A 22,279-nucleotide genomic window follows, 5' to 3' on the forward strand; every position below is an offset into this window, starting at 1 on the left:
TTCATCTTGCCAAAAATACTCCCGCCGGAGGCGTCCCGCCCGCGCGGCCGCGCCTCCGCCCGGCCATCGTCACGCCCAGTCCCGGCAGACGTATTTCACCTCCGTAAAGGCTTCCATACCCAGCCGCGCGCCCTCTCGCCCCAGGCCCGACTGCTTGTAGCCGCCGAAGGGGATCGGCGCGCCGGTCACCTTGGTCCGGTTCACCGCCACCATGCCGTATTCCAGCGCCCGGCTGACCCGGTAAATGCGGCGCGGGTGCATCGCGTGCAGATAGGCCACCAGCCCGTACTCCGTGTCGTTCGCCCGCGCCACGACCTCGTCCTCGGTGTCGAAGGGCACGATCGCCGCGACCGGGCCGAAGGTCTCCTCCTTCAGGATCAGCGCATCCGCGGGCACGTCGGCAAGCACGGTCGGCTGCCAGAAGAGCGGCCCCAGCTCGTGCGCATCGCCGCCGCAGAGCACCCGCGCGCCCCTGGCCACCGCGTCCTCGACATGGGCGCGCTGCTTGGCGATGGCAGCCTCGTTCATCAGCGGCCCGATGTCCGGGTCTTCCATCCCGAATCCGACCCGCAGGCGCCCGGTCGCCTCGGCGAAGCGCCGGCAGAACTCGTCATAGACGGTCCGCTCCACGTAGATGCGGTTCGCCCCCAGGCAGTCCTGTCCCGAGGTGGCCCATTTCGCCTTCATCGTCTCGGTGACCGCATTGTCCATCTCGGCATCGGCGAAGACGATGACCGGCGCATGTCCGCCCAGTTCCATCACCAACGTCTTCACCGTCCCGGCCGATTGCCGGTACAGCAGCCGCCCCACCTCGGTCGAACCGGTGAAGGACAGCACCCGGACGCGCGCGTCCGCCGTCCAGGGCTCCACCACCTCGGCGGGCTGTCCGGTCACCACGTTGAATACCCCCGCCGGAATTCCCGCCCGTTCGGCCAGTTCGGCCAGCGCCAGCGCCGAGAACGGCGTCTCCTTGGACGGGTGGCACACGACCGTGCAGCCCGCCGCCAGCGCCGCGCCCGCCTTGCGGGTCAGCATCGCGGCGGGAAAGTTCCACGGCGTGATCAGCGCGGCGACGCCCACGGGTTCACGCCACAGCTCGACCTCGGCATCGGGCAGGTGGCTGGTCACGCCCTCGATGTTCGGCCGCTTGGCCTCCTCTGCGTAGAACTCGAGGAAGTCGGCGGCATAATCGATCTCGCCCCGCGCCTCGGAAATCGGCTTGCCCTGTTCCAGCACCATGATCCGGGCCAGGTCTTCCTTGTGCTCGCGCATCAGGTCGTTCCAGCGGCGCAGCAGGGCCGACCTCTCCTGCGGCAGAAGGTTGGACCAGGTGCGGAACGCCGCCTGCGCCGCGTCGACCGCGCGGGTCGCGTCGGCCCCTTCCAGCGCCGCCACATCCCCCAGCCACGACCCGTCCGCCGGATTGTTCACGGAAAAGGTGGCACTGTCCTCGCCGCCGGTCCACTTGCCGCCGATATAGGAGAAGGGTCGCACCAGGCGCGGGTCCTCGACCTCGGCCAGCGCGGATTTCGGCAGGGCGTGATGCAGCGACATGGGGCGTCCTCCCTTTGAACGGAATGGCGGCACCTTCGCAGAAACGTCGCAGAGGAGGTGACTGTACTGCGCCCCCGGAACAGAGGAATCCGCTGGCCAGGCGCACCGGTAACAGTCAATCCTTCGGCGGCAGGTCCAGCGCCGCGTAGGGCAGCGGCGACGGCGCCTTGACCGGCTTGGTCACGATGTAGGTGTAATAGCGCGCCATCCCGATGTCCGAGGCCAGCATCCGGTCGATCAGCCGCTGATAGGCGTCGATATCCCGCGCCACCACCTGCAACAGATAGTCGAACCCGCCACCGAGCGCCCAGCAGGCGGTGATCTCGGGGATTTCCTGCACCGCGTCCTCGAAGGTCTGGAACTGGTCCGTCTTGTGCGTCTCGAGCTCGACGGCGACGAAGATCACCACATGCGGCGCCAGCGCCCGCAGGGACACGCGCGCGCCGTAGCCCGCGATGATCCCCGCCTTTTCCAGCCGCTTCAGGCGGTCCCAGCAGGGCGTCGGCGAGAGATTGATCCGGGTCGCGAGCTCCGCCTTGGTGATGCGCCCCTCGGCTTCGAGGATGCGGAGGATCTCCACGTCCCGTGCATCCAGACGGAAGCCGCTCATGTGGTGATGACCGTTCCGGTCGGCGATCCCGCGAGCAGCTGCGCCACATGGCTCGCGATGGCGGTGTCCTGCGCGCCGGTCCCGGTCAGGTCGCACAGGGTGATGTCCCGGTTCGATTGCCGCCCCTGCGCACGGCCCGCGACCACCGCCCCGAGTTCGGCCGTGGCGAAGGGCTCCAGCCCCGCCGCCTTCGCCGCCGCCAGTTCGCCCACCAGTTCGCATTGCGACAACCGGTCCGCGACATAGAGATCGCAGGCCGCCAGCACCCGCGGCGCGATCTCGTTCTTGCCCGCCTGGTCCGAGCCCATGGCGGTGATGTGCAGCCCCGGGTGCAGCATGTCATGGGTGATGATCGGCTCGCGCGCGGGCGTGGTCGTCACCACCAGCTGGCATTGTTCCACCAGCTTGCCCGGTTCCGAGATCGTCTCGACCGCGATCCCCAGCTTCTCGCCAAGGTCCGCCGCGCAATGCGCAGCCTTGCCGGGGTCGCGACCCCAGACCAGCAGCCGCTCGAACGGCCGTTCGAGATGCGCCGCCTGCATCTGCAGCCGCGCCTGGACGCCGGTGCCGATGACGCCGGCAGTCGCGATCTCCTCGGGTGCGAAGTGGCGCGCCGCGACGCCGCCGGCCGCCGCCGTGCGCAGGTCGGTCAGATAGCCGTTGTCCAGAAACAGCGATTGCACCAGCCCCGTCTTCGCCGAGAACAGGATCATCAATCCGTTCAACGATGGCAGCCCCAGCTTGGGATTGTCGAAGAACCCCGGGGAGACCTTGATGGCGAATCCGTCGAAGCCGGGCAGGTAGGCGGTCTTGACGTCGACCTCTCCGTTCGCCTCGTGCAGCGCCATGGACAGGATCGGCGGCATCACCACACCCTCGCCGGCCAGTGCGGAGAAGGCCTTTTCCACAACGTCCGTCACCGCGCGGTCCAGCCCGATCACCGACCGCAACTCCTGTTCCGTCACCACCCGGATGTCATGTGCCATGTGCAATTCCCTTAACGATTACATCACCAAGCACCACATCTCGGCCCGCGACAACATCGGTAAATTGCGCCATATCCACATTCCGCCCCGTCAAGATCGTCGCCACCGGTCCAGAAACATGCACCTTTCCGGCCATCAATGCCGCCAGCCCGACCGCCGAGGCCCCCTCGGCCACCAGCCGGTCGGTCCAGTAATGCGCCTGCATCGCGCGATAGACCTCGTCCTCCGTCACCTGCACCACGTCGTCCAGCAGATCCCGGCACATGGGAAAGCTCAGCCGGTTCCGCAGTCCGATGCCGCCACCCAGGCTGTCGGCCAGGCTGGCATATTCCCCGACCTGCACGGGGTGCCCCGCCGAAAGACTGGCCGCCATGGCCGCGCCCCGGTCCATGCTGACGCCGATCACGCGGACCTGCGGATCGGCCGCCTTGGCCGCCAGCGCGACCCCGGCAGCGAGCCCGCCGCCCGAGAGCGGAACCAGCAGCGTTTCGACCCCGGGCTTCTGCGCCATGATCTCGGCCCCGATCGTTCCCTGGCCCGCGATCACGAGCGGATCGTCGAAGGGCGAGATGTCGGCCAGCCCCTCGGCCTCGACCAGCCGGTCCGCCTCGGCCTGCGCGTCATCCTGAGATGTGCCGACGATCCGCACGTCCGCCCCGAGCGCCCGTATGCCCTCGACCTTGGCCTGCGGCACCAGTGACGACATGCAGATAACCGCGCGTTTCCCCGCTGCCCGGGCGGCCCAGGCCACGCCGCGCCCGTGATTGCCCGTGGAACAGCATACGACCCCCTCGGCCTCGACGCCCTCGACCGCGTTCAGCGCGCCGCGCAGCTTGAATGCGCCGATCGGCTGACAGATCTCGAGCTTCAGCCACAGATCCGCCCCGTCCCAGAGCGACGGCACCAGCGGAGTCGCATCGGCCCGCCCCCGCAGGACACGGGCGGCGGCCTCGACATCGCGAATTGTTATTGCGGCGGTCATCCTTGCCTCATTTGCCGAACAGTTGTGCACAACAAAGCCTTAATCGCTTGCAGGTCAACATTGACGGCCCCGGAACCCCTTGTATTTGCCAAAAACGACTGCCCCTGTTCGTTTTTGGAGCGGCAGCGTTGTGCACAACCTGTCATCACACCGGGAATCACCCCTCATTTCGGGAGCCCCAGATGATCGAAAAAACCCTGCCTTTCTCGCCGGAAGAGTACGAACGCCGTCTCAACAAGACGCGCGTTGCCATGGAGAACGCCGGGATCGAGGTGCTTTGCGTCACCGATCCGTCGAACATGGCATGGCTGACCGGCTATGACGGCTGGAGCTTCTACGTCCACCAGGGGGTCGTCGTCTTCCTCGACCGGGATCCCTGGTGGTGGGGCCGGTCGCAGGACCGCAACGGTGCGATTCGCACGGTCTGGATGGAGGACAGCCGCGCCTATGGCTACGCCGACCATTTCGTTCAGTCGACCGAACGCCACCCGATGGAGGAACTGGCCGCGCAGATGCGCGCCATGGGGGTCGGCACCTCGCGGATCGGGGTCGAGATGGAGAACTACTACTATTCCGCCCGCGCCCACGCCATCCTGACCCACGAACTGCCCGACGCCACCTTTGTCGACGGCACGACGCTCGTGAACTGGTGCCGCACGGTGAAATCCGAGGAAGAACTGGTCTTCATGCGCCAGGCCGCGAAGATCTCGGAAAAGATCGTCGACGGCTGGCTCGAGCGCGTCGAGCCGGGCGTGCCCAAGAACCACGTCGTGGCCGAGATCATGCGCGATGCCATCCTCGGCGTGGACGATGCCTGGGGCGACTACGCGGCCATCGTGCCGCTGCTGCCCTCGGGCTCGGACGCCGCCGCGCCGCACCTGACCTGGGACGGCCGGCCCTTTGCCAAGGGAGAGGCGACGTTCTTCGAGATCTCCGGCTGCTACCGCCGCTATCACATCCCCTTCTGCCGTACCGTCTATCTGGGCGAGCCCCCCGACCTGTTCAAGCACGCCGAGGCCGCGCTGGTGGAAGGGCTGGAAGCCGGGCTCGACATGGCCCGCGCCGGCAACCGCGCCTGCGACGTGGCCGAGGCCCTGGCCGCCCCTCTCGAGGCCGCCGGCATCACCCGCGGCGCGCGCTGCGGCTATCCCATCGGCCTCTCCTATCCGCCGGACTGGGGCGAGAGGACGATTTCGCTCCGGGCCGAGGACGAGACGGTGCTCGAGCCCAACATGACCTTCCACTTCATGCCCGGCCTCTGGATGGCGAACTGGGGACTGGAGATCACGGAGTCGATCCGCATCACCGAAGACGGGCCCGCCGAATGCTTCTGCGACCGCCCCCGCAAGATGTACGTCAAGCCATGACCGATCTCGCCACCACCCGCGACCTGCTGGGCGACCTGATCGCGCTTCCGACCGTGTCCGCCGACAGCAACCTTGAGATGATCGCCCTGCTGGCCAACCGGCTGGGCGACCTCGGCGCCGAGGTCGAGATCCTCGCCGACCAGACCGGCACCAAGGCCAACCTCCTGGCCCGGATCGGTCCGGAGGAACCCGGCGGCGTGCTGCTGTCGGGCCATTCCGACGTCGTGCCGGTCGAGGATCAGGACTGGACCTCGGACCCCTTCGTGATGCGCGAGGCGGGCGGCAAGCTCTTCGGGCGCGGCACCTGCGACATGAAGGGCTTCATCGCCGCCGCCGTGGCGATGGCCGACCGCTTTGCCGCGCAGGACCTGCGCCACCCGGTCTCCTTCGCGTTCACCTACGACGAAGAGGTCGGCTGCCTCGGCGCGCGCGGCCTGCGCGACGTGTTGCAGGATCGCGAACTCATCCCGTCTCTGGCCATCATCGGCGAACCGACCGAAATGCGGATCATCGAAGGCCACAAGGGGTGCTGCGAATACACCACCCGCTTCACCGGCCTCGAAGGGCACGGGTCGCGTCCCGAACTGGGCGTGAATGCGGTGGAATACGCGGTGCGCTATGTCTCGCAACTGCTGGAACTGCGCGAGCATCTGCGCCACCGTGCGCCGCCCGGCTCGGCCTTCGAACCGCCCTGGTCGACGATCAACATCGGGCGCCTCACCGGGGGTCACGTCCACAACGTCATTCCGGGCCTGGCCGAAGTCGACTGGGAGATGCGGCCCGTGCAGGATCGCGACCGGGATTACGTCAAGGGCGAGATCGACCACTTCGTCCGGCAGAAGCTCCTGCCCGAGATGCGCCGTGTCCATCCCGATGCGGATGTGGTGACCGAGGTGATCGGCGAGGTGGCCGGCCTCATTCCGATGGACGACAACGGCGCCCGCGACCTCGTGGCCCGGCTGACCCGTGCGAACGGAACCGACCTTGTATCCTTCGGGACCGAGGCGGGGCTGTTCCAGCAGCTCGGCATGTCGGCCGTGATCTGCGGCCCGGGCTCGATCTCGCAGGCCCACAAACCCGACGAATTCATCGAACTGGAGCAGCTGGACCATTGCCTGTCCATGCTTCACGGGTTGGCCGACCAGCTGGCGGCCTGAGCGATGGCGGACCGGCACGAGGAGCTCTACCGGACCCTGCGTGACCGGATCTGCCTGCTCGACTACCCGCCGGGCGCCCGCCTGTCGGAATCCGACCTCGCGGCGGAATTCGGCACCTCGCGGACGCCCCTGCGCCGCGTCTTGGCCCGGCTCGAGGACGAGGGGCTGGTCCGGCCGCAACACGGCGTCGGCACGATCGTCACCGATGCAGAACCGCAGGAACTGCTCGAAGTCTACGCCCTGCGCGAGGAACTGGCCGAGCTGGCCGCCCGCCTCTCGCCCGTCCCGGTCAGCGACGCTGCCCTCGGCCGGATCGACGGCTTCATCGAACGGGCCGACGCGCTCAGGGACAGCCCCGACGGGCGTGCCTTCGCCCGGCTCAACATGGAATTCTTCGCCTTCGGCCTCGAGTTGACGGACAACGGCGCCCTGCGCGAGGTTTCCGAACGCCTTTTCTTCCGCACCACGCGGATCTGGCTGCACCGGGTCGACCATCTCGATCTGGCGGAAGAGATCGGCATGTTCCGGCACGAGCTGGGGGAAACCCGCCGCGCCCTGCGCCTCGGCGATACCCGGGCCGCCGCGCTGATCCGCCGCGCCCATATCTCGATGAGCCGGCAGCGCCTGCTCGCCAGCCTCGCGGCAGCGCCCTAGCTGCTCCGGTCGGTCAGTTTCGCCCAGTTGTATTCGGCCGCCAGCCACGCCCGCCGCCACCGCCCCAGCGGAAAGCGCGGCGGTTCGGCCCGGAAGGCGGCCGGCAGGATGGAGCGGGGTTTCCTGTCCTGCACGAGATCGGCCAGCAGCGCGCCGAGATAGCTTCCCATGGCCACCCCGTTGCCGTGATACCCGAAGGCCGTGAACAGCCCCGGCACCGTCGGCACCGGTCCGCAATAGGGCGTGAGCGACGCGGTCAGGCAGACCAGTCCGGACCAGCTGTCCGGCCTCTCGACATGCGCCCAGGCCGGAAAGGCCCGCGCGAAATCCGCGCGCACCCTTTCCGCGATCCTCGACTCGTTGGCGGCGGAGGAGATCAGCCCGCCGCGCTGACCGAAGACCATCCTGTTGTCCGGCGTCAGGTGGAAGTAATGCAGCAGCCGGCGCTCCTCGTAGGCCATCTGCCGCGTGGTCCATCCCTGCGCCGCCAGTTCTTCTCCGCTCATCGGTCGGGTCGCGATCACCGAGCTCTGCGCCGGGAGCGTCCGCGCCCGGATCCAGTCCGGGACGTCCTCGGACGTGTAGCCGTTGGTCGCCAGCACGACCCGTTCGGCCGTCACCACCGCCCGCGGGGTGTGCAGCGCGATCCCCTTGTCCTGCGCTTCGATCCGCAGGACCGGACTTTGCCCGTACACCTCTCCGCCTGCGCGCCGGAACGCCGCGAGGAGCCCCTGAAGATATTTCCGCGGATGCAGCGAGAACCCCAGCGGCACCGACAGCGCCCCGTGCCAGCGCCCCGCCATGCCATGCGCGTCCATGTCCGCCCCGGCGATCACGGTCGGTTCGACATCATGGTCCCGCGCCATCTCTTCGGCCATGCGGGGCAGGTCCCTGGCCTTGGCCGCCGAATGCGCGACGATCGCCTCGCCATGGATCTGCCGGTCGGCATCTATCCCGAGGCGGTCGATCAGGCCCGACACATGCGAGATCGCGGCCCTCTCGGTCCGCCGGACCTCACGCGGGTCGCCGAAGCGGCGCAGCATCGCATCCGGCGCCCGCGATCCGCCGAGGCAGCAGAACCCGCCGTTCCGGCCCGAGGCGCCGAACCCGGGGAACTCGGCATCCAGCAGGACCGTCTCGACCCCGTTTTCGGCCAGGCGCAGAGCGGCGTTCAATCCGGTGTACCCGCCCCCGATGACGGCGACCCGCGTCCGCACGGGATCGAGCACCGGCGGCGCCGAGAGCGCCTCGTCCGGCACGGCGGCGGCCCAGTGACACGCGGCGATCGCCTCGCGCGAATAGGCATAAGGACCGTAGAGGCGCTTCATGCCCGTTCCGCGGCCTTCTCTTCCCGCAAACGGCGCACGGCGGCGCGCTTGGACACCAGCGAGGCGGTGATCACCCCCACGGTCACGATGGCGATCATGATGGTCGAAAGCGCGTTGATCTCGGGCGAGACGCCGAGCCGCACGGCCGAGAAGATCTTCATCGGCAGCGTGGTCGAGGACGGTCCGGCGGTGAACGAGGCGATCACCAGATCGTCGAGCGACAGGGTGAAGGCCAGCAGCCAGCCCGAGATCACCGCGGGCGCGATGATCGGCAGGGTCACCAGCCGGAAAGTCTGGAAGGGTGTCGCGCCCAGGTCCAGCGCCGCCTCTTCCAGCGACCGGTCGAAGGCCACCAGACGCGACGACACCACGACCGAGACATAGCACATGGCAAAGGTGGTATGCGCCAGCACGATGGTCAGCACGCCCCGGTCGACGTTCAGCCCGATGAACAGCAGCAGAAGCGACAGGCCCAGGATCACGTCGGGCATGACCAGCGGCGCGTAGATCATGCCGGAAAACAGCGTCCGGCCCGGGAACCGGTGCATGCGTATCAGCACATAGGCGGCGCAGGTGCCCAGGATCGTGGCCAGGGTCGAGGTCAGAAGCGCCACCTGCAGCGTGACGAGGGCCGCATCGAGAAAGGCCTCGTTCCGGACCAGTTCGCCGTACCATTTGGTCGAGAACCCCGCCCATACGGTCACCAGCTTGGATTCGTTGAACGAGTAGATCACCAGGATGACCATCGGCAGGTAGAGGAAGGCAAAGCCGAGGGTCAGCGAGACCACGTTGAAGGGCGACAGCCGGTTCATGCGAAGCCCCCCAAGATGGTCCGCTGGCGGTGCGTGCAAGCACGCACCCTCCGGGTTCCGGCTGCCTCCGCCATCATCCTTCAGCCTCACGTTGCTTCTGCTCGTTCCGCTGGAACAGCACGATCGGGATCACCAGGATCAGAAGCAGAACCACCGCCACGGCCGAAGCCACCGGCCAGTCCCGGTTCGAGAAGAACTCCTCGTACAGCACCTTGCCGATCATCAGTGTCTCGGAGCCGCCCAGAAGCGACGGGATGACGAATTCCCCCACGGCCGGAATGAAGACGAGGAAACAGCCGGCGATCACCCCCTGTTTCGACAGCGGCACGGTGATCAGCCAGAAGGCGGTCAGGCGTGAACAGCCGAGATCCTCGGCGGCCTCGAGAAGCGAACTGTCCAGCTTTTCCAGCGCCGCGTAGATCGGCAGGATCATGAACGGCAGATAGGTGTAGACGATCCCGATATAGACCGCGACATCGGTGTTCAGGATCGTCAGCGGCTCGCCGATCACGCCGAGCGACATCAGCACGCCGTTCAGAAGCCCGTTCTGCGACAGGATGCCCATCCAGGCGTAGACCCGGATCAGGAAGCTGGTCCAGAACGGCAATATCACCAGCATCATCAGCGTCGGGCGCCAGTGCTCGGGCGCGCGCGCCATGCCGTAGGCAATCGGAAAGCCGACGATCAGGGTCAGCAGGGTCGAGATCCCCGCGATCTGAAGCGAGGAGAGGTAGGCCTTCCAGTAAAGATCGTCGGTCGTCAGGAAGCCGAAGTTCTCGAAGTCCAGCGCGGCGAAGAAATTCCGTATCCCCTCCCAGCCGGCCGACCAGTCGAGCTGCGGCATGTAGGGCGGCCGCGCCAGTGCCACGTCCGAAAGCGAGATCTTCACCACGATGAAGAAGGGGATCAGAAACAGGGCGAGCAGCCAGACATAGGGTATGGCGATGAGGATCAGACGTCGCATGGCGCCCCCCTCACGGTGCCATCGCCCGCCGGCGCCGCGCCTCGGTATTCCCGGGCGCCCCTCACCGGTCCAGCACCACGGCCGCCGATTCCGTCCAGCTCACCCAGACCTTGTCTTCCCAGGTGAAGGGACGGCGGGCGATCCGCCGTGTGTTGGCCTGCTGCGCCTTGATCACGTGGCCCGTCGGCAGCTTGACGTGATAGGTCGAGAGGTTGCCGAGATAGGCGATATCGAGAACCTCGCCCGACAGAACGTTCGCCCCCGAGGGTTTCTCGGCCGAGATCGCCACCTTTTCCGGCCGGATCGCCAGATAGCAGGTCTGCTCGAGCGAAAAATCCCGGGTGGTCTTGGCCGCCAGGGCCGGCTGCCCCTCGGCCCAGTCGACCTGAACCCGGTCGCCGGTCTGGTGGGCCTTGCCCTCAATGATGTTCACGTCGCCGATGAAGTCCGCGACATAGACCGATGCGGGCGCTTCGTAGATGCGGTCGGGCGTGGCGACCTGAATGAGCCGGCCCTCGTCCATCACCGCCACGCGGCTGGCGACCGTCATCGCCTCTTCCTGGTCATGCGTCACGATGACGAAGGTCGTGCCGGTGGTCTCCTGGATGTCCATCAGCTCGAACTGCGTCTCTTCCCGCAACTTCTTGTCCAGCGCGCCGAGCGGCTCGTCCAGCAGAAGCAGTTTCGGCGCTTTCGCCAGCGATCGCGCCAGCGCCACCCGCTGTCGCTGACCACCGGAAATCTGGTGCGGCTTGCGGCGTGCGAATTTCTCGAGCCGTGTCAGCTTGAGCATCTCGCCCACCCGGGCGTCTATCTCGTCCCTTGCCCGGCCCTCGCGGCGCAGGCCGAAGGCGATGTTGTCCCAGACCGACAGGTGCGGAAACAGCGCATAGCTCTGAAACATCATGTTCACCGCCCGCTGGTTGGGCGGCACCGGGGCGATGTCCTGCCCCGAGAGGAAAATCTTGCCGCTCGACGGCGTCTCGAACCCGGCGAGCATCCGCATCAGCGTGGTCTTGCCGCAGCCGGAGGGCCCCAGCAGCGCAAAGAACTCCCGCGCGTAGATCTCGAGATCGATGGCGTCGATCGCCGTGAAGTCGCCGAACCGCTTCGAGACGTTCTGGAACCGGATCAACGGTGTCTCGTCCGGATCGTCCCACGGGGCGAATATCTTCTGGGGCATGAGGCCTCTGGATTTGAGAAGGCCCGCGCGGCATGTCGCGCGGGCCGGTCGTTCTCAGGTTCCGGACTTGATCTTGGTCCAGAGCCTGGTGAGCGTCCGCTGCTCCTTCGGGCCGAACGGCGTCACCGTGTAGGTATTCTCCAGCGTGTCCTCGTCCGGATAGATCGCGGTGTCGCCGATCACGTCCTCGTTCAGGAATTCCTGCGAGGCCTCGTTGCCGTTGGCGTAGTAGACGTAGTTCGACGCCGCCGCCATGTTCTGCGCATCCATGATGAAGTTCAGGAACTTGTGCGCGGCATCCGGGTTCGGCGCATCCACCGGAATCGCCATCTGGTCGAACCACATCAGCGCGCCTTCCTTCGGCACCTCGTAGGTCACCTCGACCCCATTGTCGGCCTCGGCCGCGCGGTCGCGCGCCTGAAGCACGTCGCCCGACCAGCCGAGCGCGAGGCAGATGTCCCCATTTGCCAGGGCATTGATATATTCCGAGGAGTGGAACTTCTGGATATAGGGGCGGATGGCCGTGATCACCTCTTCGGCCTTGGCCATGGCCTCGTCCGACTTGTCGTCGGGTCCACCTTCCCAGCCGGCATAGGTCAGCGCGGCGGGAATGACCTCGGTCGGGGCGTCCAGCAGGTGGATGCCGCATTCGGAAAGCTGTTCCACCTTGGCGGGGTCGAAGATCAGCGAGAGGCTGTTCAGCTCGGCATCCTCGCCCAGGATTTCCCTGACCTTGCCGACATTCGCGCCGATCCCGGTGGTGCCCCACATGTAGTTGATGGAATACTCTCCGTCCGGGTCATAGACATCCGTCCGCTTCTGGATCGTATCCCACATGTTCTCGCGGTTGGGCAGCTTGTCCGGGTCCAGCGGCTGGAACGCGCCGGCCATGATCTGGCGCTGCAGGAAGGTGCCGGTCGGAACCACGACATCATAGCCCGATCCGCCGGCCAGCATCTTGGTTTCCAGCAATTCGTTGCTGTCGAACACGTCGTAGACCAGCTCGATCCCGGTCTCTTCCTCGAACTTCGTCAGAAGCTCTTCGTCGATGTAGTCGGACCAGTTGTAGACGTGCACCTCATCGGCCAGGGCGGCAGTCCCCATGGCCATGGCGGCGGTCAGTGCGATTAGTGATCTCGTCATTTTCTAACTCCCCTTGGACGTCGCTCAGGTAGCGTCCTTGGAGATTGATCCAAGCAACAAATTCGCGCAGTTGCAATATGGCGTTTTCGGGGATCGCGGCGTAGCGTCTGCGCGATATCGAATTCGGGAGAATTTCATGCAGCCGATCACGAACCACCTGCCGACGGCCGAACTCCAGGCGCTCGACGCCGCGCATCACATCCACCCCTTCACAACCCAGTCGGAGCTGGCTGGCAAGGGCGCGAGGGTCATCACCGGCGCGCGGGGCGTTATGCTGCGGGACAGCGAGGGGCAGGAAATCCTCGACGCCATGGCGGGCCTGTGGTGCGTGAACATCGGCTACGGCCGCGACGAACTGGCCGAGGCCGCGGCGCGCCAGATGCGCGAGCTTCCCTACTACAACACCTTCTTCCAGACGACCCACGTCCCCGCCATCGCCCTCTCGGCCAAACTGGCCGAACTCGCCCCCGGCAATCTGAACCACGTGTTCTACGCCGGCTCGGGGTCCGAGGCGAACGACACCAACCTGCGCATGGTCCGCACCTATTGGGCCGAGAGGGGCAAGCCGGAAAAGCAGGTCGTCATCTCGCGCTGGAACGCCTATCACGGCTCCTCTGTCGGCTCGGGCTCGCTCGGCGGCATGAAGGGGATGCATGCGCAGGGCGGCCTGCCGATCCCCGGTATCGAACATGTCGACCAGCCCAACTGGTGGGCCGAGGGCGGCGACATGTCCCCCGAGGAATTCGGCCTCGAACGGGCCCGCCAGCTCGAGGCGAAGATCGACGAGATCGGAGAGGACCGGGTCGCCGCCTTCATCGCCGAGCCCGTCCAGGGCGCGGGCGGCGTGATCGTCGCCCCCGACAGCTACTGGCCCGAGGTCATGCGCATCTGCCGCGAACGCGACATCCTCTTCATCGCCGACGAGGTGATCTGCGGCTTCGGGCGCACCGGGGAATGGTTCGGCTCCCAGACGCTGGACCTGACGCCCGACATCATGACGATCGCAAAGGGCCTGTCCTCGGGCTATCAGCCCATCGGCGCCTCGATCGTCAGCGACGCGGTCGCCGAGGTCATCGGAAACTGCGAATTCAACCACGGCTACACCTATTCCGGACACCCTGTCGCCTGCGCCGTCGCGCTGGAAAACCTGCGCATCCTGGAAGAAGAGAAGATCGTCGACCGCGTGCGCGAGGACACCGGCCCCTATCTGCGGCAGAAGTTCGAAGCCCTGACCGATCACCCCATGGTCGGAGAGGCGAAGATCGTCGGCATGATGGGGTCGCTCGCCCTGACCCCGGACAAGTCCGCCCGCGCGCCCTTTGCCGCCGATGCGGGAACGGTCGGCTTCATGACCCGCGAACGCTGCTTCGCCAACAATCTGATCATGCGGCATGTCGGCGACAGGATGATCATCTCCCCGCCGCTGGTGATCTCGAAAACCGAGATCGACACGCTGATCGACCGCGCCTGGCGGTCGCTCGACGAAGGCATGGCGGCGGTCAAGGAGGCCGGTCTGTGGCAGGCCGGATGACCGGAGCCGGCGCCCCCGGATGCGCCTCTCCGGTTGCATGACGGAGGCATCGGCTTATCTGGATGAGCCGTTGCCATCCGGAGTCGTCGAATGAAGATCGCCGGGACCGATCTCGTCTTTCTCGCCCTCGCGACCGTGACCGGGACCATCGCCTATGTCCGGCTGGGCCCCGACGCGGTTCTCGCCGCCATGCTGGAGGCCGGGTCCCTGCTGGTCCTGATCCTTCCGCAGCTTGCCGCCGGCCTGCTGATCGGCGGGCTGGTCACGCGGCTGGTCAGCAAGGACCAGGTTGCGAGGTGGCTGGGCGGCAGTTCGGGACTCATGGGTCTGGCCATCGCCTCCCTCGCCGGGCTGCTCACGCCGGGCGGCCCCTTCACCTCTTTTCCGATGGTCTACGCGCTCTGGATCGCGGGGGCCGATGCGGGGGCGCTGATCGCCTTCATTACCGCCTGGTCGCTGCTCGGCTTCAACCGGCTGATCATCTGGGAATTGCCACTGCTCGGCCTCGAATTCTCGGTGATCCGCTACCTCGCCTGCCTGCCCCTGCCGATCCTTGCGGGGCTGATCGCCCGCTGGCTCGTCCGCTGGCCCGCCTTCCGGTTGCGCGATCCCGACGAGGCCCAGGAATGAGCGGTCCGCTGATCTTCATCTGGGGCGCCGTCGCGATCCTCGGCCTGCTGGTCTGGAAACGCGAGGGCGTGCCCGGCCTCAGGGCCGGGAGCGTCTCGGCCCTGAACATCGGCAGGACACTGATGCTGCGCCTGCCGCTGGCGTTGCTCGCCGCCTCGTTCCTTGCGCTGATCATCCCGCTCGAACATCTCTCGCGGTTCATCGGCCCCGAGTCGGGGGTCCTCGGCATCACCCTCGCCGCGCTGGTCGGGGGGCTGCTGCCCGGCGGACCCATGGCCTCTTTTCCCATTGCCATCGTCTTCATGAACAGCGGCGCGGGCGTGCCGCAGATGGTGGCGCTGATCGGTGGCTGGTCGGTCTTCGCCCTGCACCGGCTGCTGGCTTACGAGGCCCCGATCATGGGCTGGCGCTTCATTGCCCTCCGCCTCGGGTCCAGCATGGTCCTGCCGGTGATCGCCGGGCTGATCGCGGACCTCCTCCTCGGCCTGCGTGCCTGAGACCAGGCCGCGCGCCGGGGTCAGTTGTAGGGGGTCTTGGCCTGCCGCGCCTTTTCGCGCCGTATGCCCAGCTGCCGCTCGCGCAGGATGATGATGATGCCGGCGATGATGATGAGCGCGGCCCCCAGCAGCATCTGCGACGTCGGCACCTCGGCAAAGACGAAGTACCCGATCAGAATCGCGAAGAGCATCGAGGCATAGTCGAACGGCGCCACGAGACTCGCATCCGCGAAACGATAGCTCGACGTGAGGAAGATCTGCCCCAGCCCGCCGACCAGCCCCGTCAGGACCAGCATGACGGCCTGCGCCGGCGTCGGCACGACCCACCCGAACGGCACGGTCAGCAGCGCCATGCCGGTCGAGGTGCAGCTGAACCAGAAGACGATGGCCGAGACCTCTTCGGTCTGCACCATCTTGCGGATGAAGATCTGCGCCAGCGCCCCGCAGACCGCCCCCAGCAGGACGATCAGCGCGCCGACCGCCTCCATCATCTTGACCGTATCCCCGCCGAACGAGGTCACCCGCGGCGCAAGGACGATCAGCACGCCCGTCAGCCCGAGAACGACCGCGCCGATCCGGAAGATGCCGACGCTTTCGTTCAGGAACATCGCCGCGAAGATCACCACGAGCAGCGGCATGGCATAGGTCAGCGCCGTCACCTCGGGCAAGGGCAGGAACGCCAGCCCCGCGAACATCGCCCCCATGGCGCATGTCCCGATGAAACCGCGCCAGACATGGTCCATCGGTCGTGCCACCCGAAGCCCCGTCCGCAGATCGCCGCGCAGGGCAAGCCATGCGATGATCACCGGAAGGGCGAACAGCGACCGGAAGAACACCGACTCTCCCGCGGGCACATCCGTCGACACCGCCTTGACCAGCGACTGCATGGTGATGAAACACATCACCGCGATGAGCTTGAAAGCGATACCGCGCAGGGGTTGCATGGGATTCGTCCGGAAACCTGCCGCGACACTGTCCCGCCCTCTGCCCGAGGTCAATCGTGAGGGCGCCCTTGCATTCCCCCGGCCCGCCCGCCTTTATGCCACCGTCCCGCACGGAAAAGGCACCGTCATGCACGAAACCAACCACCTCTGCGGTCTGCTGGCCCGGCACGCCGTCCTCACCCCCGACCATGTCTTCGCCAGGCGCCCGGACCTGCCGGACATCACCTACCGGGCGCTTTTCGAGGGGGCCGAGCGCATGGCGCGGGCGCTTGCCGACCTCGGCCTGCAACCGGGTGATCGCGTGGCCGTCCAGGTCGACAAGAGCATCGAGGCGATCCAGCTCTATATCGGGACCGTGCTGGCCGGCGGCATCTTCCTGCCGCTGAACACCGCCTACACCGACCCCGAGGTCGCCTATTTCCTGGGCGACGCCACACCGCGGGTCGTGGTCTGCGACCCCGCGCGTCAAAGCGGCATCGCCGCGCTCACCCCGGCAAGCTGCCTCACGCTGGCCGCCGACGGCACCGGCACGTTGACCGAGGCCCTGCCCGCCGACCCCGGCTTCGAGGCCGTGCCGCGCGCCGAGACCGACCTTGCCGCGATCCTCTACACCTCCGGCACGACCGGACGGTCCAAGGGTGCGATGCTGAGCCACGGCAATCTCGCCTCGAATGCCGAAACCCTGCGCGAATACTGGCGGTTCACCCGCGACGACGTGCTGATTCACGCCCTGCCGATCTTTCACACTCACGGACTTTTCGTGGCGACCAACGTGGCGCTTCTTGCCGGAGCCTCGACCGTGTTCCTGCCTAGGTTCGACCCCGACGCGATCCTGGACGCGATGCCCGGGGCCACGGCAATGATGGGCGTGCCGACCTTCTACACCCGGCTCTTGAACGACGACCGGCTTGCCCCGGAGCTGGCCGCGAACATGCGGCTCTTCATCTCGGGCTCGGCCCCGATGCTGGTCGACACGCACGAGAAATGGCTGGCGCGCACCGGGCACCGCGTCCTGGAACGATACGGCATGACGGAAACCAACATGTCGACCTCGAACCCCTATGAGGGCGAGCGCCGCATGGGCACGGTCGGCTTCCCCCTGCCCGGCGTCGAGCTGCGGATCATGCAGGACGGGGCCGAGGTTCCCGAAGGCGACATCGGCGTGATCGAGGTGCGCGGGCCGAACGTCTTCCAGGGCTATTGGCAGATGCCCGAGAAAACCGCCGAGGAACTGAAAGCGGACGGCTGGTTCATCACCGGCGACCTCGCCACCCGCGACGCCGAGGGCTACGTGACGATCGTCGGCCGCGCCAAGGACCTGATCATCTCGGGCGGGTTCAACGTCTATCCCAAGGAGATCGAAGAGATCGTCGACGACCTGCCTGGCGTGGTCGAAAGCGCCGTGATCGGCCTGCCCCACCCGGACTTCGGAGAGGCGGTCGTGGCCGTGGTCGTCGGCGACGTGACGGCAGAGGAGATCGGCGAGGCCCTCTCGGGCCGCTTGGCGAAGTTCAAGCAGCCGAAGCGGGTCTTCGTGGTGCCGGAACTGCCGCGCAACACCATGGGGAAGGTCCAGAAGAAGGCACTGCGGGACGAATATGCCGGGTTGTTTGCCTGACCGGGCGGAGGGGCGCTGCCCCTCTTGCTCCTGCGGCGCAATTCACCCCGGAGTATTTTCGGCAAGATGAAGATCAAAGGTAGCCCTGCGCGCGGAAGCTGAACTCCGTGGCGCGCCCGATGACGAGGTGGTCGTGGACGGTGATGCCGAGCGCGTCGGCGGCCGCGGCGACCTGTGCGGTCATGTCGATATCGGCCGGGCTGGGCGTGGGGTCGCCCGAGGGATGATTATGCACGAGGATCAAAGCCGAGGCGTTCAGCTCCAGCGCGCGTTTGACGACCTCGCGCGGGTAGACCGGCACATGATCGACCGTGCCCCTGGCCTGCGGCTCATCGGCGACAAGCACGTTCTTGCGGTCGAGGAACAGGATGCGGAACTGTTCGGTGTCGCGATGCGCCATCGCGGTCTGGCAATAGTCCAGCAGCGCCTGCCATGAGCTGAGGACAGGCCGGTTGATCACCCGGTCGCGCATCAGGCGCTGCGCCGCGGCCTCGATCAGCTTGAGTTCCGCCACGAGGGACCGGCCGACACCGTCAATCCGCATGAGATCGGCCGGAGGCGCGCTGATCACCCTGTTGAACGACCCGAACCGGTCGAGCAGCGCGCGGCCCACGGGCTTCATGTCGCGTCGGGCATTGGCCCGGAAGAGCACCATTTCCAGCAGTTCGTAGTCCGGCATGGCATCCGCCCCCCCGTCGAGGAACCGGTCGCGCAGCCGCGCGCGGTGATCGGCGATGTAGGAGGGCCGTTTCGCCGGCTTGCCGGAGACCGGAGCCCCGGCCTGGAACAGCGGAAGAGCGGGCTCCTGAAGATGCGACGGGCGTGGCATGAGGGCCACTTTGCGGACCGGCGGTTAAGAACGGGTTAAACCCGCGGAGAGGCTGGCGGGGCGCCTGTCGCCGCGCACCACCTCATCCTCGGGCTTGATCCGAGGCTCTCCGGTCTGTCGCCGTCGCGGTATGGCGTGGTCCGATGTGGCAGGAGATCCTCGGGTCGGGCCGAGGACGACAGGGTGACGCGGACGAAGGGCGGATGGCACTGACGCCGATCAGCCCTTCATCGAATCCCAGAACCCGCGCACCGACTTGAGGAAATCCTTGTTTTCGGGGCTGTTTTCCTCGGACAGGTCGTTGAACTCCCGCAGAAGCTCCTTTTGCCGGGCGGTCAGGTTCACCGGCGTTTCAACCGCCAGTTCGATCATCATGTCGCCCGTGCCGCCACCGCGCAGCGCCGGCATGCCCTTGCTTCGCAGCCGCATCTGCCGTCCCGATTGCGACCCTTCGGGGATCTTGACCCGGGAGCGGCCGCCGTCGATCGTCGGCACCTCGATATCCCCGCCGAGCGCCGCCGTGGTCATCGATACCGGGACACGGCAGAAGAGGTTCGGCCCGTCGCGTTCGAAGATCTTGTGCGGCTCGACCTCGATGAAGATGTAGAGATCGCCCGCCGGACCGCCGCGCATCCCGGCCTCGCCCTCGCCGCCCAGGCGGATTCGGGTGCCGGTCTCGACCCCCGCGGGGATGTTCACCGACAGCGACCGGTCGCGTTCGACACGGCCCATGCCGCCACAGGCCTTGCAGGGGTTCTTGATGATCTGCCCGGCGCCGGAACAGGTCGGGCATGTCCGTTCGACGGTAAAGAATCCCTGCTGCGCCCGCACCTTGCCCATGCCCGAACAGGTCGGACAGGTGGCAGGTTCGGACCCGCCCTCGGCCCCCGAGCCGTCGCATTGCGTGCACTGCACCGAGGTCGGCACCTGGATGGTCTTCTGCAGGCCCTCGTAGGCATCCTCGAGCGAGACGCGCATGTTGTAACGCAGGTCCGACCCGCGGGTGGCGCGCTGCCGTGCCCCGCCGGGGCCGCGCTGACCCATGAAATCGCCGAAGAGGTCGTCGAACACGTCGGAGAAGGCCGAGGCGAAGTCGCCCTGGTTCGGCCCGCCGCGCCGCGCCCCGCCGCCCATGCCGCCTTCGAACGCCGCATGGCCGAACCGGTCATAGGCCGCCTTGCGGTCGGCATCCTTCAGGCAGTCGTAGGCTTCGTTGACTTCCTTGAACTGCTCTTCCGCCTTGGGGTTGTCGGCGTTGCGGTCGGGGTGAAGTTCCTTGGCCTTCTTGCGATAGGCCTTCTTGATCTCGTCCTCGCCGGCCCCCTTGGACAGCCCGAGAACGTCGTAATAGTCGCGTTTTGCCATTCGGGTGGTCTCCCCTCAGGAACGATGCGGGCCGGCCCGCCCGAAGGTGGACCGGCCCCAGAGGTTCCAGCGCGCGGGATCACGCACGCTTGTTGTCATCCAGATCCTCGAAGTCCGCATCGACGATGTCATCGTCATCCGCCGGACCGGCATCAGCCGCCGAAGGCGCGTCTTCGCCCTCGTCCTGCTGCGCCTTGTAGATCGCCTCGCCCAGCTTCATGGCCGCTTCGGTCACGTTCTGAATGCCGGCCTTGATCTTGTCGGCATTGTCGTTCTCCAGCTCGTCCTTGAGCGCGGCCACGGCCAGCTCGATCGCCTCGACGGTCGAGGGATCGACCTTGTCGCCATGTTCTTCCAGCGACTTCTCGGTCGAGTGGACGAGGCTTTCGGCCTGGTTCTTGGCTTCGACCAGCTCGCGGCGGGACTTGTCCGCCTCGGCGTTCTCCTCGGCGTCCTTGACCATCTTGTCGATGTCCTCGTCGGAGAGACCGCCCGAGGCCTGGATCGTGATCTTCTGTTCCTTGTTGGTGCCCTTGTCCTTGGCACCGACCGAGACGATGCCGTTGGCGTCGATGTCGAAGGTCACCTCGATCTGCGGCATCCCGCGCGGCGCCGGGGGGATGTCTTCGAGATTGAACTGACCGAGCATCTTGTTGTCGGTCGCCATCTCGCGTTCACCCTGGAAGACCCGGATGGTCACGGCATTCTGGTTGTCCTCGGCGGTCGAGAAGACCTGGCTCTTCTTGGTCGGGATCGTCGTGTTGCGGTCGATCAGGCGGGTGAACACGCCACCCAGCGTCTCGATCCCCAGCGACAGCGGGGTCACGTCCAGCAGCACCACGTCCTTCACGTCGCCCTGAAGGACACCGGCCTGGATCGCGGCGCCGAGCGCGACGACCTCGTCCGGGTTCACGCCCTTGTGCGGCTCTTTCCCGAAGAACTTCGTCACCTCTTCGACGACCTTGGGCATGCGGGTCATGCCGCCCACCAGAACGACCTCGTCCACGTCACCCGTCGTCAGACCGGCATCCTTGAGCGCGGCCTGGCACGGTTTGAGCGAGGACTTGATCAGGTCGCCCACAAGGGTTTCCAGCTTGGCACGGGTCAGCTTCATGACCATGTGCAGCGGCTGACCGTTCGACCCCATCGAGATGAACGGCTGGTTGATCTCGGTCGTCTGCGAGGAGGACAGTTCGATCTTCGCCTTCTCGGCCGCTTCCTTGAGACGCTGCAGCGCCATCTTGTCCTGGGTCAGGTCGACGTTGTGTTCCTTTTTGAACTCGTCGGCCAGGTAGTTGACGATGCGCATGTCGAAGTCTTCACCGCCGAGGAACGTGTCGCCGTTGGTGGATTTCACTTCGAACAGGCCGTCGTCGATCTCGAGGATGGTGACGTCGAAGGTGCCGCCGCCGAGGTCGTAGACCGCGATCGTGTGGCTGTTGTCCTTGTCCAGGCCATAGGCCAGCGCGGCGGCCGTCGGTTCGTTGATGATCCGCAGCACCTCGAGCCCGGCGATCTTGCCGGCGTCCTTGGTGGCCTGACGCTGGGCGTCGTTGAAGTAGGCCGGAACCGTGATCACGGCCTGGCTGACCTCTTCGCCCAGGTAGGACTCGGCGGTTTCCTTCATCTTGCCGAGGATGAAGGCGGAAATCTGCGAGGGGGAGTATTTCTCGCCCTTGGCTTCCACCCACGCGTCGCCATTGCCGCCATCGACCACGGCGAACGGCAGGTTCTTCTTGTCCTTCGCCAGGTCGCTGTCGTCGAACCGACGGCCGATCAGGCGCTTGACGCCGAAGATCGTGTTGGTGGAGTTCGTGACGGCCTGCCGCTTGGCAGACTGACCGACGAGCCGCTCTTCGTCGGTGAAGGCGACGATCGACGGGGTCGTGCGCGCACCTTCGGAGTTTTCGATGACCTTGGGCTGCGACCCATCCATGATGGCAACGCAGGAGTTGGTGGTGCCAAGGTCGATACCGATCACTTTGGACATGATTTCAATCCCTTTCACTTAAGGCGATAGTTCCGGAGACGGACCCGGTACGGCATCCGCCACCGCCTGACAGGCGGCGGTCAGGAGCCTGTCCGCCGCGCTTCTGAGCGTATATAGGAAGGGGTCCCCGGGGCT

20 protein-coding genes are annotated in these 22,279 nt (G+C 66.5%); 7 read left to right on the top strand and 13 right to left on the bottom strand.

The features are described from left to right. Positions 1 to 69: 69 nt before the first annotated feature. The 4 genes from OB2597_RS15565 to eutB form a co-directional block, all read right to left on the bottom strand. Positions 70 to 1,554 (bottom strand): NAD-dependent succinate-semialdehyde dehydrogenase, encoded by a 1,485-nt coding sequence (locus tag OB2597_RS15565; protein WP_009806558.1) that lies wholly within the window; start codon positions 1,552 to 1,554, stop codon positions 70 to 72. Between the two features lie 115 nt (positions 1,555 to 1,669). Next, positions 1,670 to 2,164 carry an Lrp/AsnC family transcriptional regulator gene (locus tag OB2597_RS15570; protein ID WP_009806559.1) on the bottom strand — a complete coding sequence of 165 codons (495 nt, stop codon included), beginning with the start codon at positions 2,162 to 2,164 and terminating at the stop codon, positions 1,670 to 1,672. Further along, positions 2,161 to 3,150 (bottom strand): cyclodeaminase, encoded by a 990-nt coding sequence (locus OB2597_RS15575; protein WP_009806560.1) that lies wholly within the window; start codon positions 3,148 to 3,150, stop codon positions 2,161 to 2,163. The genes OB2597_RS15570 and OB2597_RS15575 overlap by 4 nt, the downstream gene beginning before the upstream one ends. After that, positions 3,140 to 4,132 (bottom strand): hydroxyectoine utilization dehydratase EutB, encoded by a 993-nt coding sequence (gene eutB / locus OB2597_RS15580; protein ID WP_009806561.1) that lies wholly within the window; start codon positions 4,130 to 4,132, stop codon positions 3,140 to 3,142. Before eutB ends, OB2597_RS15575 begins: the two co-directional genes overlap by 11 nt. Positions 4,133 to 4,314: 182 nt before the next feature. Here eutB and OB2597_RS15585 point away from each other — a divergent pair, with 182 nt between their 5' ends. Genes OB2597_RS15585 through OB2597_RS15595 form a run of 3 tightly spaced genes read left to right on the top strand, consistent with a single transcriptional unit; the run spans position 4,315 to position 7,310 of the window. Beyond that, the gene (locus tag OB2597_RS15585) at positions 4,315 to 5,499 is read left to right on the top strand and encodes a M24 family metallopeptidase (RefSeq protein WP_009806562.1); all 1,185 of its coding nucleotides are present in this window, start codon (positions 4,315 to 4,317) and stop codon (positions 5,497 to 5,499) included. Then, positions 5,496 to 6,656, top strand: coding sequence for an acetylornithine deacetylase (gene argE / locus OB2597_RS15590; protein WP_009806563.1), 1,161 nt, complete (start codon positions 5,496 to 5,498; stop codon positions 6,654 to 6,656). The genes OB2597_RS15585 and argE overlap by 4 nt, the downstream gene beginning before the upstream one ends. 3 nt (positions 6,657 to 6,659) lie before the next feature. Next, positions 6,660 to 7,310 carry a GntR family transcriptional regulator gene (locus OB2597_RS15595; RefSeq protein ID WP_009806564.1) on the top strand — a complete coding sequence of 217 codons (651 nt, stop codon included), beginning with the start codon at positions 6,660 to 6,662 and terminating at the stop codon, positions 7,308 to 7,310. On the opposite strand, the gene OB2597_RS15600 is transcribed toward OB2597_RS15595, so the two are convergent. The 5 genes from OB2597_RS15600 to OB2597_RS15620 all read right to left on the bottom strand — a co-directional run bounded on the left by OB2597_RS15600 (position 7,307) and on the right by OB2597_RS15620 (position 12,740). Further along, complete coding sequence (locus OB2597_RS15600) at positions 7,307 to 8,638, bottom strand: NAD(P)/FAD-dependent oxidoreductase (RefSeq protein ID WP_009806565.1); 1,332 nt, start codon at positions 8,636 to 8,638, stop codon at positions 7,307 to 7,309. The genes OB2597_RS15595 and OB2597_RS15600 overlap by 4 nt on opposite strands. After that, positions 8,635 to 9,450, bottom strand: a complete 816-nt coding sequence (locus tag OB2597_RS15605) for an ABC transporter permease (RefSeq protein WP_009806566.1) — start codon at positions 9,448 to 9,450, stop codon at positions 8,635 to 8,637. The genes OB2597_RS15600 and OB2597_RS15605 overlap by 4 nt, the downstream gene beginning before the upstream one ends. Positions 9,451 to 9,523: 73 nt before the next feature. After that, positions 9,524 to 10,414 (bottom strand): ABC transporter permease subunit, encoded by an 891-nt coding sequence (locus OB2597_RS15610; RefSeq protein WP_009806567.1) that lies wholly within the window; start codon positions 10,412 to 10,414, stop codon positions 9,524 to 9,526. Between the two features lie 61 nt (positions 10,415 to 10,475). Continuing rightward, positions 10,476 to 11,597, bottom strand: coding sequence for an ABC transporter ATP-binding protein (locus tag OB2597_RS15615; protein WP_009806568.1), 1,122 nt, complete (start codon positions 11,595 to 11,597; stop codon positions 10,476 to 10,478). A gap of 54 nt (positions 11,598 to 11,651) precedes the next feature. Beyond that, the gene (locus tag OB2597_RS15620) at positions 11,652 to 12,740 is read right to left on the bottom strand and encodes a polyamine ABC transporter substrate-binding protein (protein WP_050759243.1); all 1,089 of its coding nucleotides are present in this window, start codon (positions 12,738 to 12,740) and stop codon (positions 11,652 to 11,654) included. 136 nt (positions 12,741 to 12,876) lie between these two features. On the opposite strand from OB2597_RS15620, the gene OB2597_RS15625 reads away from it, so the two are divergent. The 3 genes from OB2597_RS15625 (at position 12,877) to OB2597_RS15635 (ending at position 15,398) form a co-directional block, all read left to right on the top strand. Next, positions 12,877 to 14,271: an aspartate aminotransferase family protein gene (locus OB2597_RS15625; RefSeq protein WP_009806570.1), complete on the top strand. Its 1,395-nt coding sequence runs from the start codon at positions 12,877 to 12,879 to the stop codon at positions 14,269 to 14,271. A gap of 90 nt (positions 14,272 to 14,361) precedes the next feature. Next, a complete protein-coding gene (locus OB2597_RS15630) occupies positions 14,362 to 14,901 on the top strand; it encodes a permease (RefSeq protein WP_009806571.1) in 540 nt (179 codons plus the stop codon). After that, a complete protein-coding gene (locus OB2597_RS15635; RefSeq protein WP_009806572.1) occupies positions 14,898 to 15,398 on the top strand; it encodes a hypothetical protein in 501 nt (166 codons plus the stop codon). The genes OB2597_RS15630 and OB2597_RS15635 overlap by 4 nt, the downstream gene beginning before the upstream one ends. Before the next feature lie 20 nt (positions 15,399 to 15,418). On the opposite strand, the gene OB2597_RS15640 is transcribed toward OB2597_RS15635, so the two are convergent. Further along, positions 15,419 to 16,342: a DMT family transporter gene (locus OB2597_RS15640; RefSeq protein WP_009806573.1), complete on the bottom strand. Its 924-nt coding sequence runs from the start codon at positions 16,340 to 16,342 to the stop codon at positions 15,419 to 15,421. Positions 16,343 to 16,469: 127 nt separating this feature from the next. Between OB2597_RS15640 and OB2597_RS15645 the strand changes: the two genes are divergently transcribed. Beyond that, on the top strand, positions 16,470 to 17,960 hold the full coding sequence (locus OB2597_RS15645; RefSeq protein WP_009806574.1) for a malonate--CoA ligase: 1,491 nt from the start codon (positions 16,470 to 16,472) through the stop codon (positions 17,958 to 17,960). 73 nt (positions 17,961 to 18,033) lie between these two features. Here OB2597_RS15645 and radC read toward each other — a convergent pair whose 3' ends face one another. The 3 genes from radC to dnaK form a co-directional block, all read right to left on the bottom strand. Continuing rightward, on the bottom strand, positions 18,034 to 18,789 hold the full coding sequence (gene radC, locus OB2597_RS15650; protein ID WP_009806575.1) for a RadC family protein: 756 nt from the start codon (positions 18,787 to 18,789) through the stop codon (positions 18,034 to 18,036). Positions 18,790 to 19,008: 219 nt separating this feature from the next. Next, entirely contained in the window at positions 19,009 to 20,154 is a 1,146-nt protein-coding gene (gene dnaJ / locus OB2597_RS15655; RefSeq protein ID WP_009806576.1) for a molecular chaperone DnaJ, read from the bottom strand. Between the two features lie 79 nt (positions 20,155 to 20,233). Continuing rightward, positions 20,234 to 22,144: a molecular chaperone DnaK gene (gene dnaK, locus OB2597_RS15660; protein ID WP_009806577.1), complete on the bottom strand. Its 1,911-nt coding sequence runs from the start codon at positions 22,142 to 22,144 to the stop codon at positions 20,234 to 20,236. Positions 22,145 to 22,279 lie beyond the last annotated feature (135 nt).

It is taken from the genome of Pseudooceanicola batsensis HTCC2597 (assembly GCF_000152725.1).
In the GTDB taxonomy this organism is placed as follows: Bacteria; Pseudomonadota; Alphaproteobacteria; order Rhodobacterales; family Rhodobacteraceae; genus Pseudooceanicola; species Pseudooceanicola batsensis.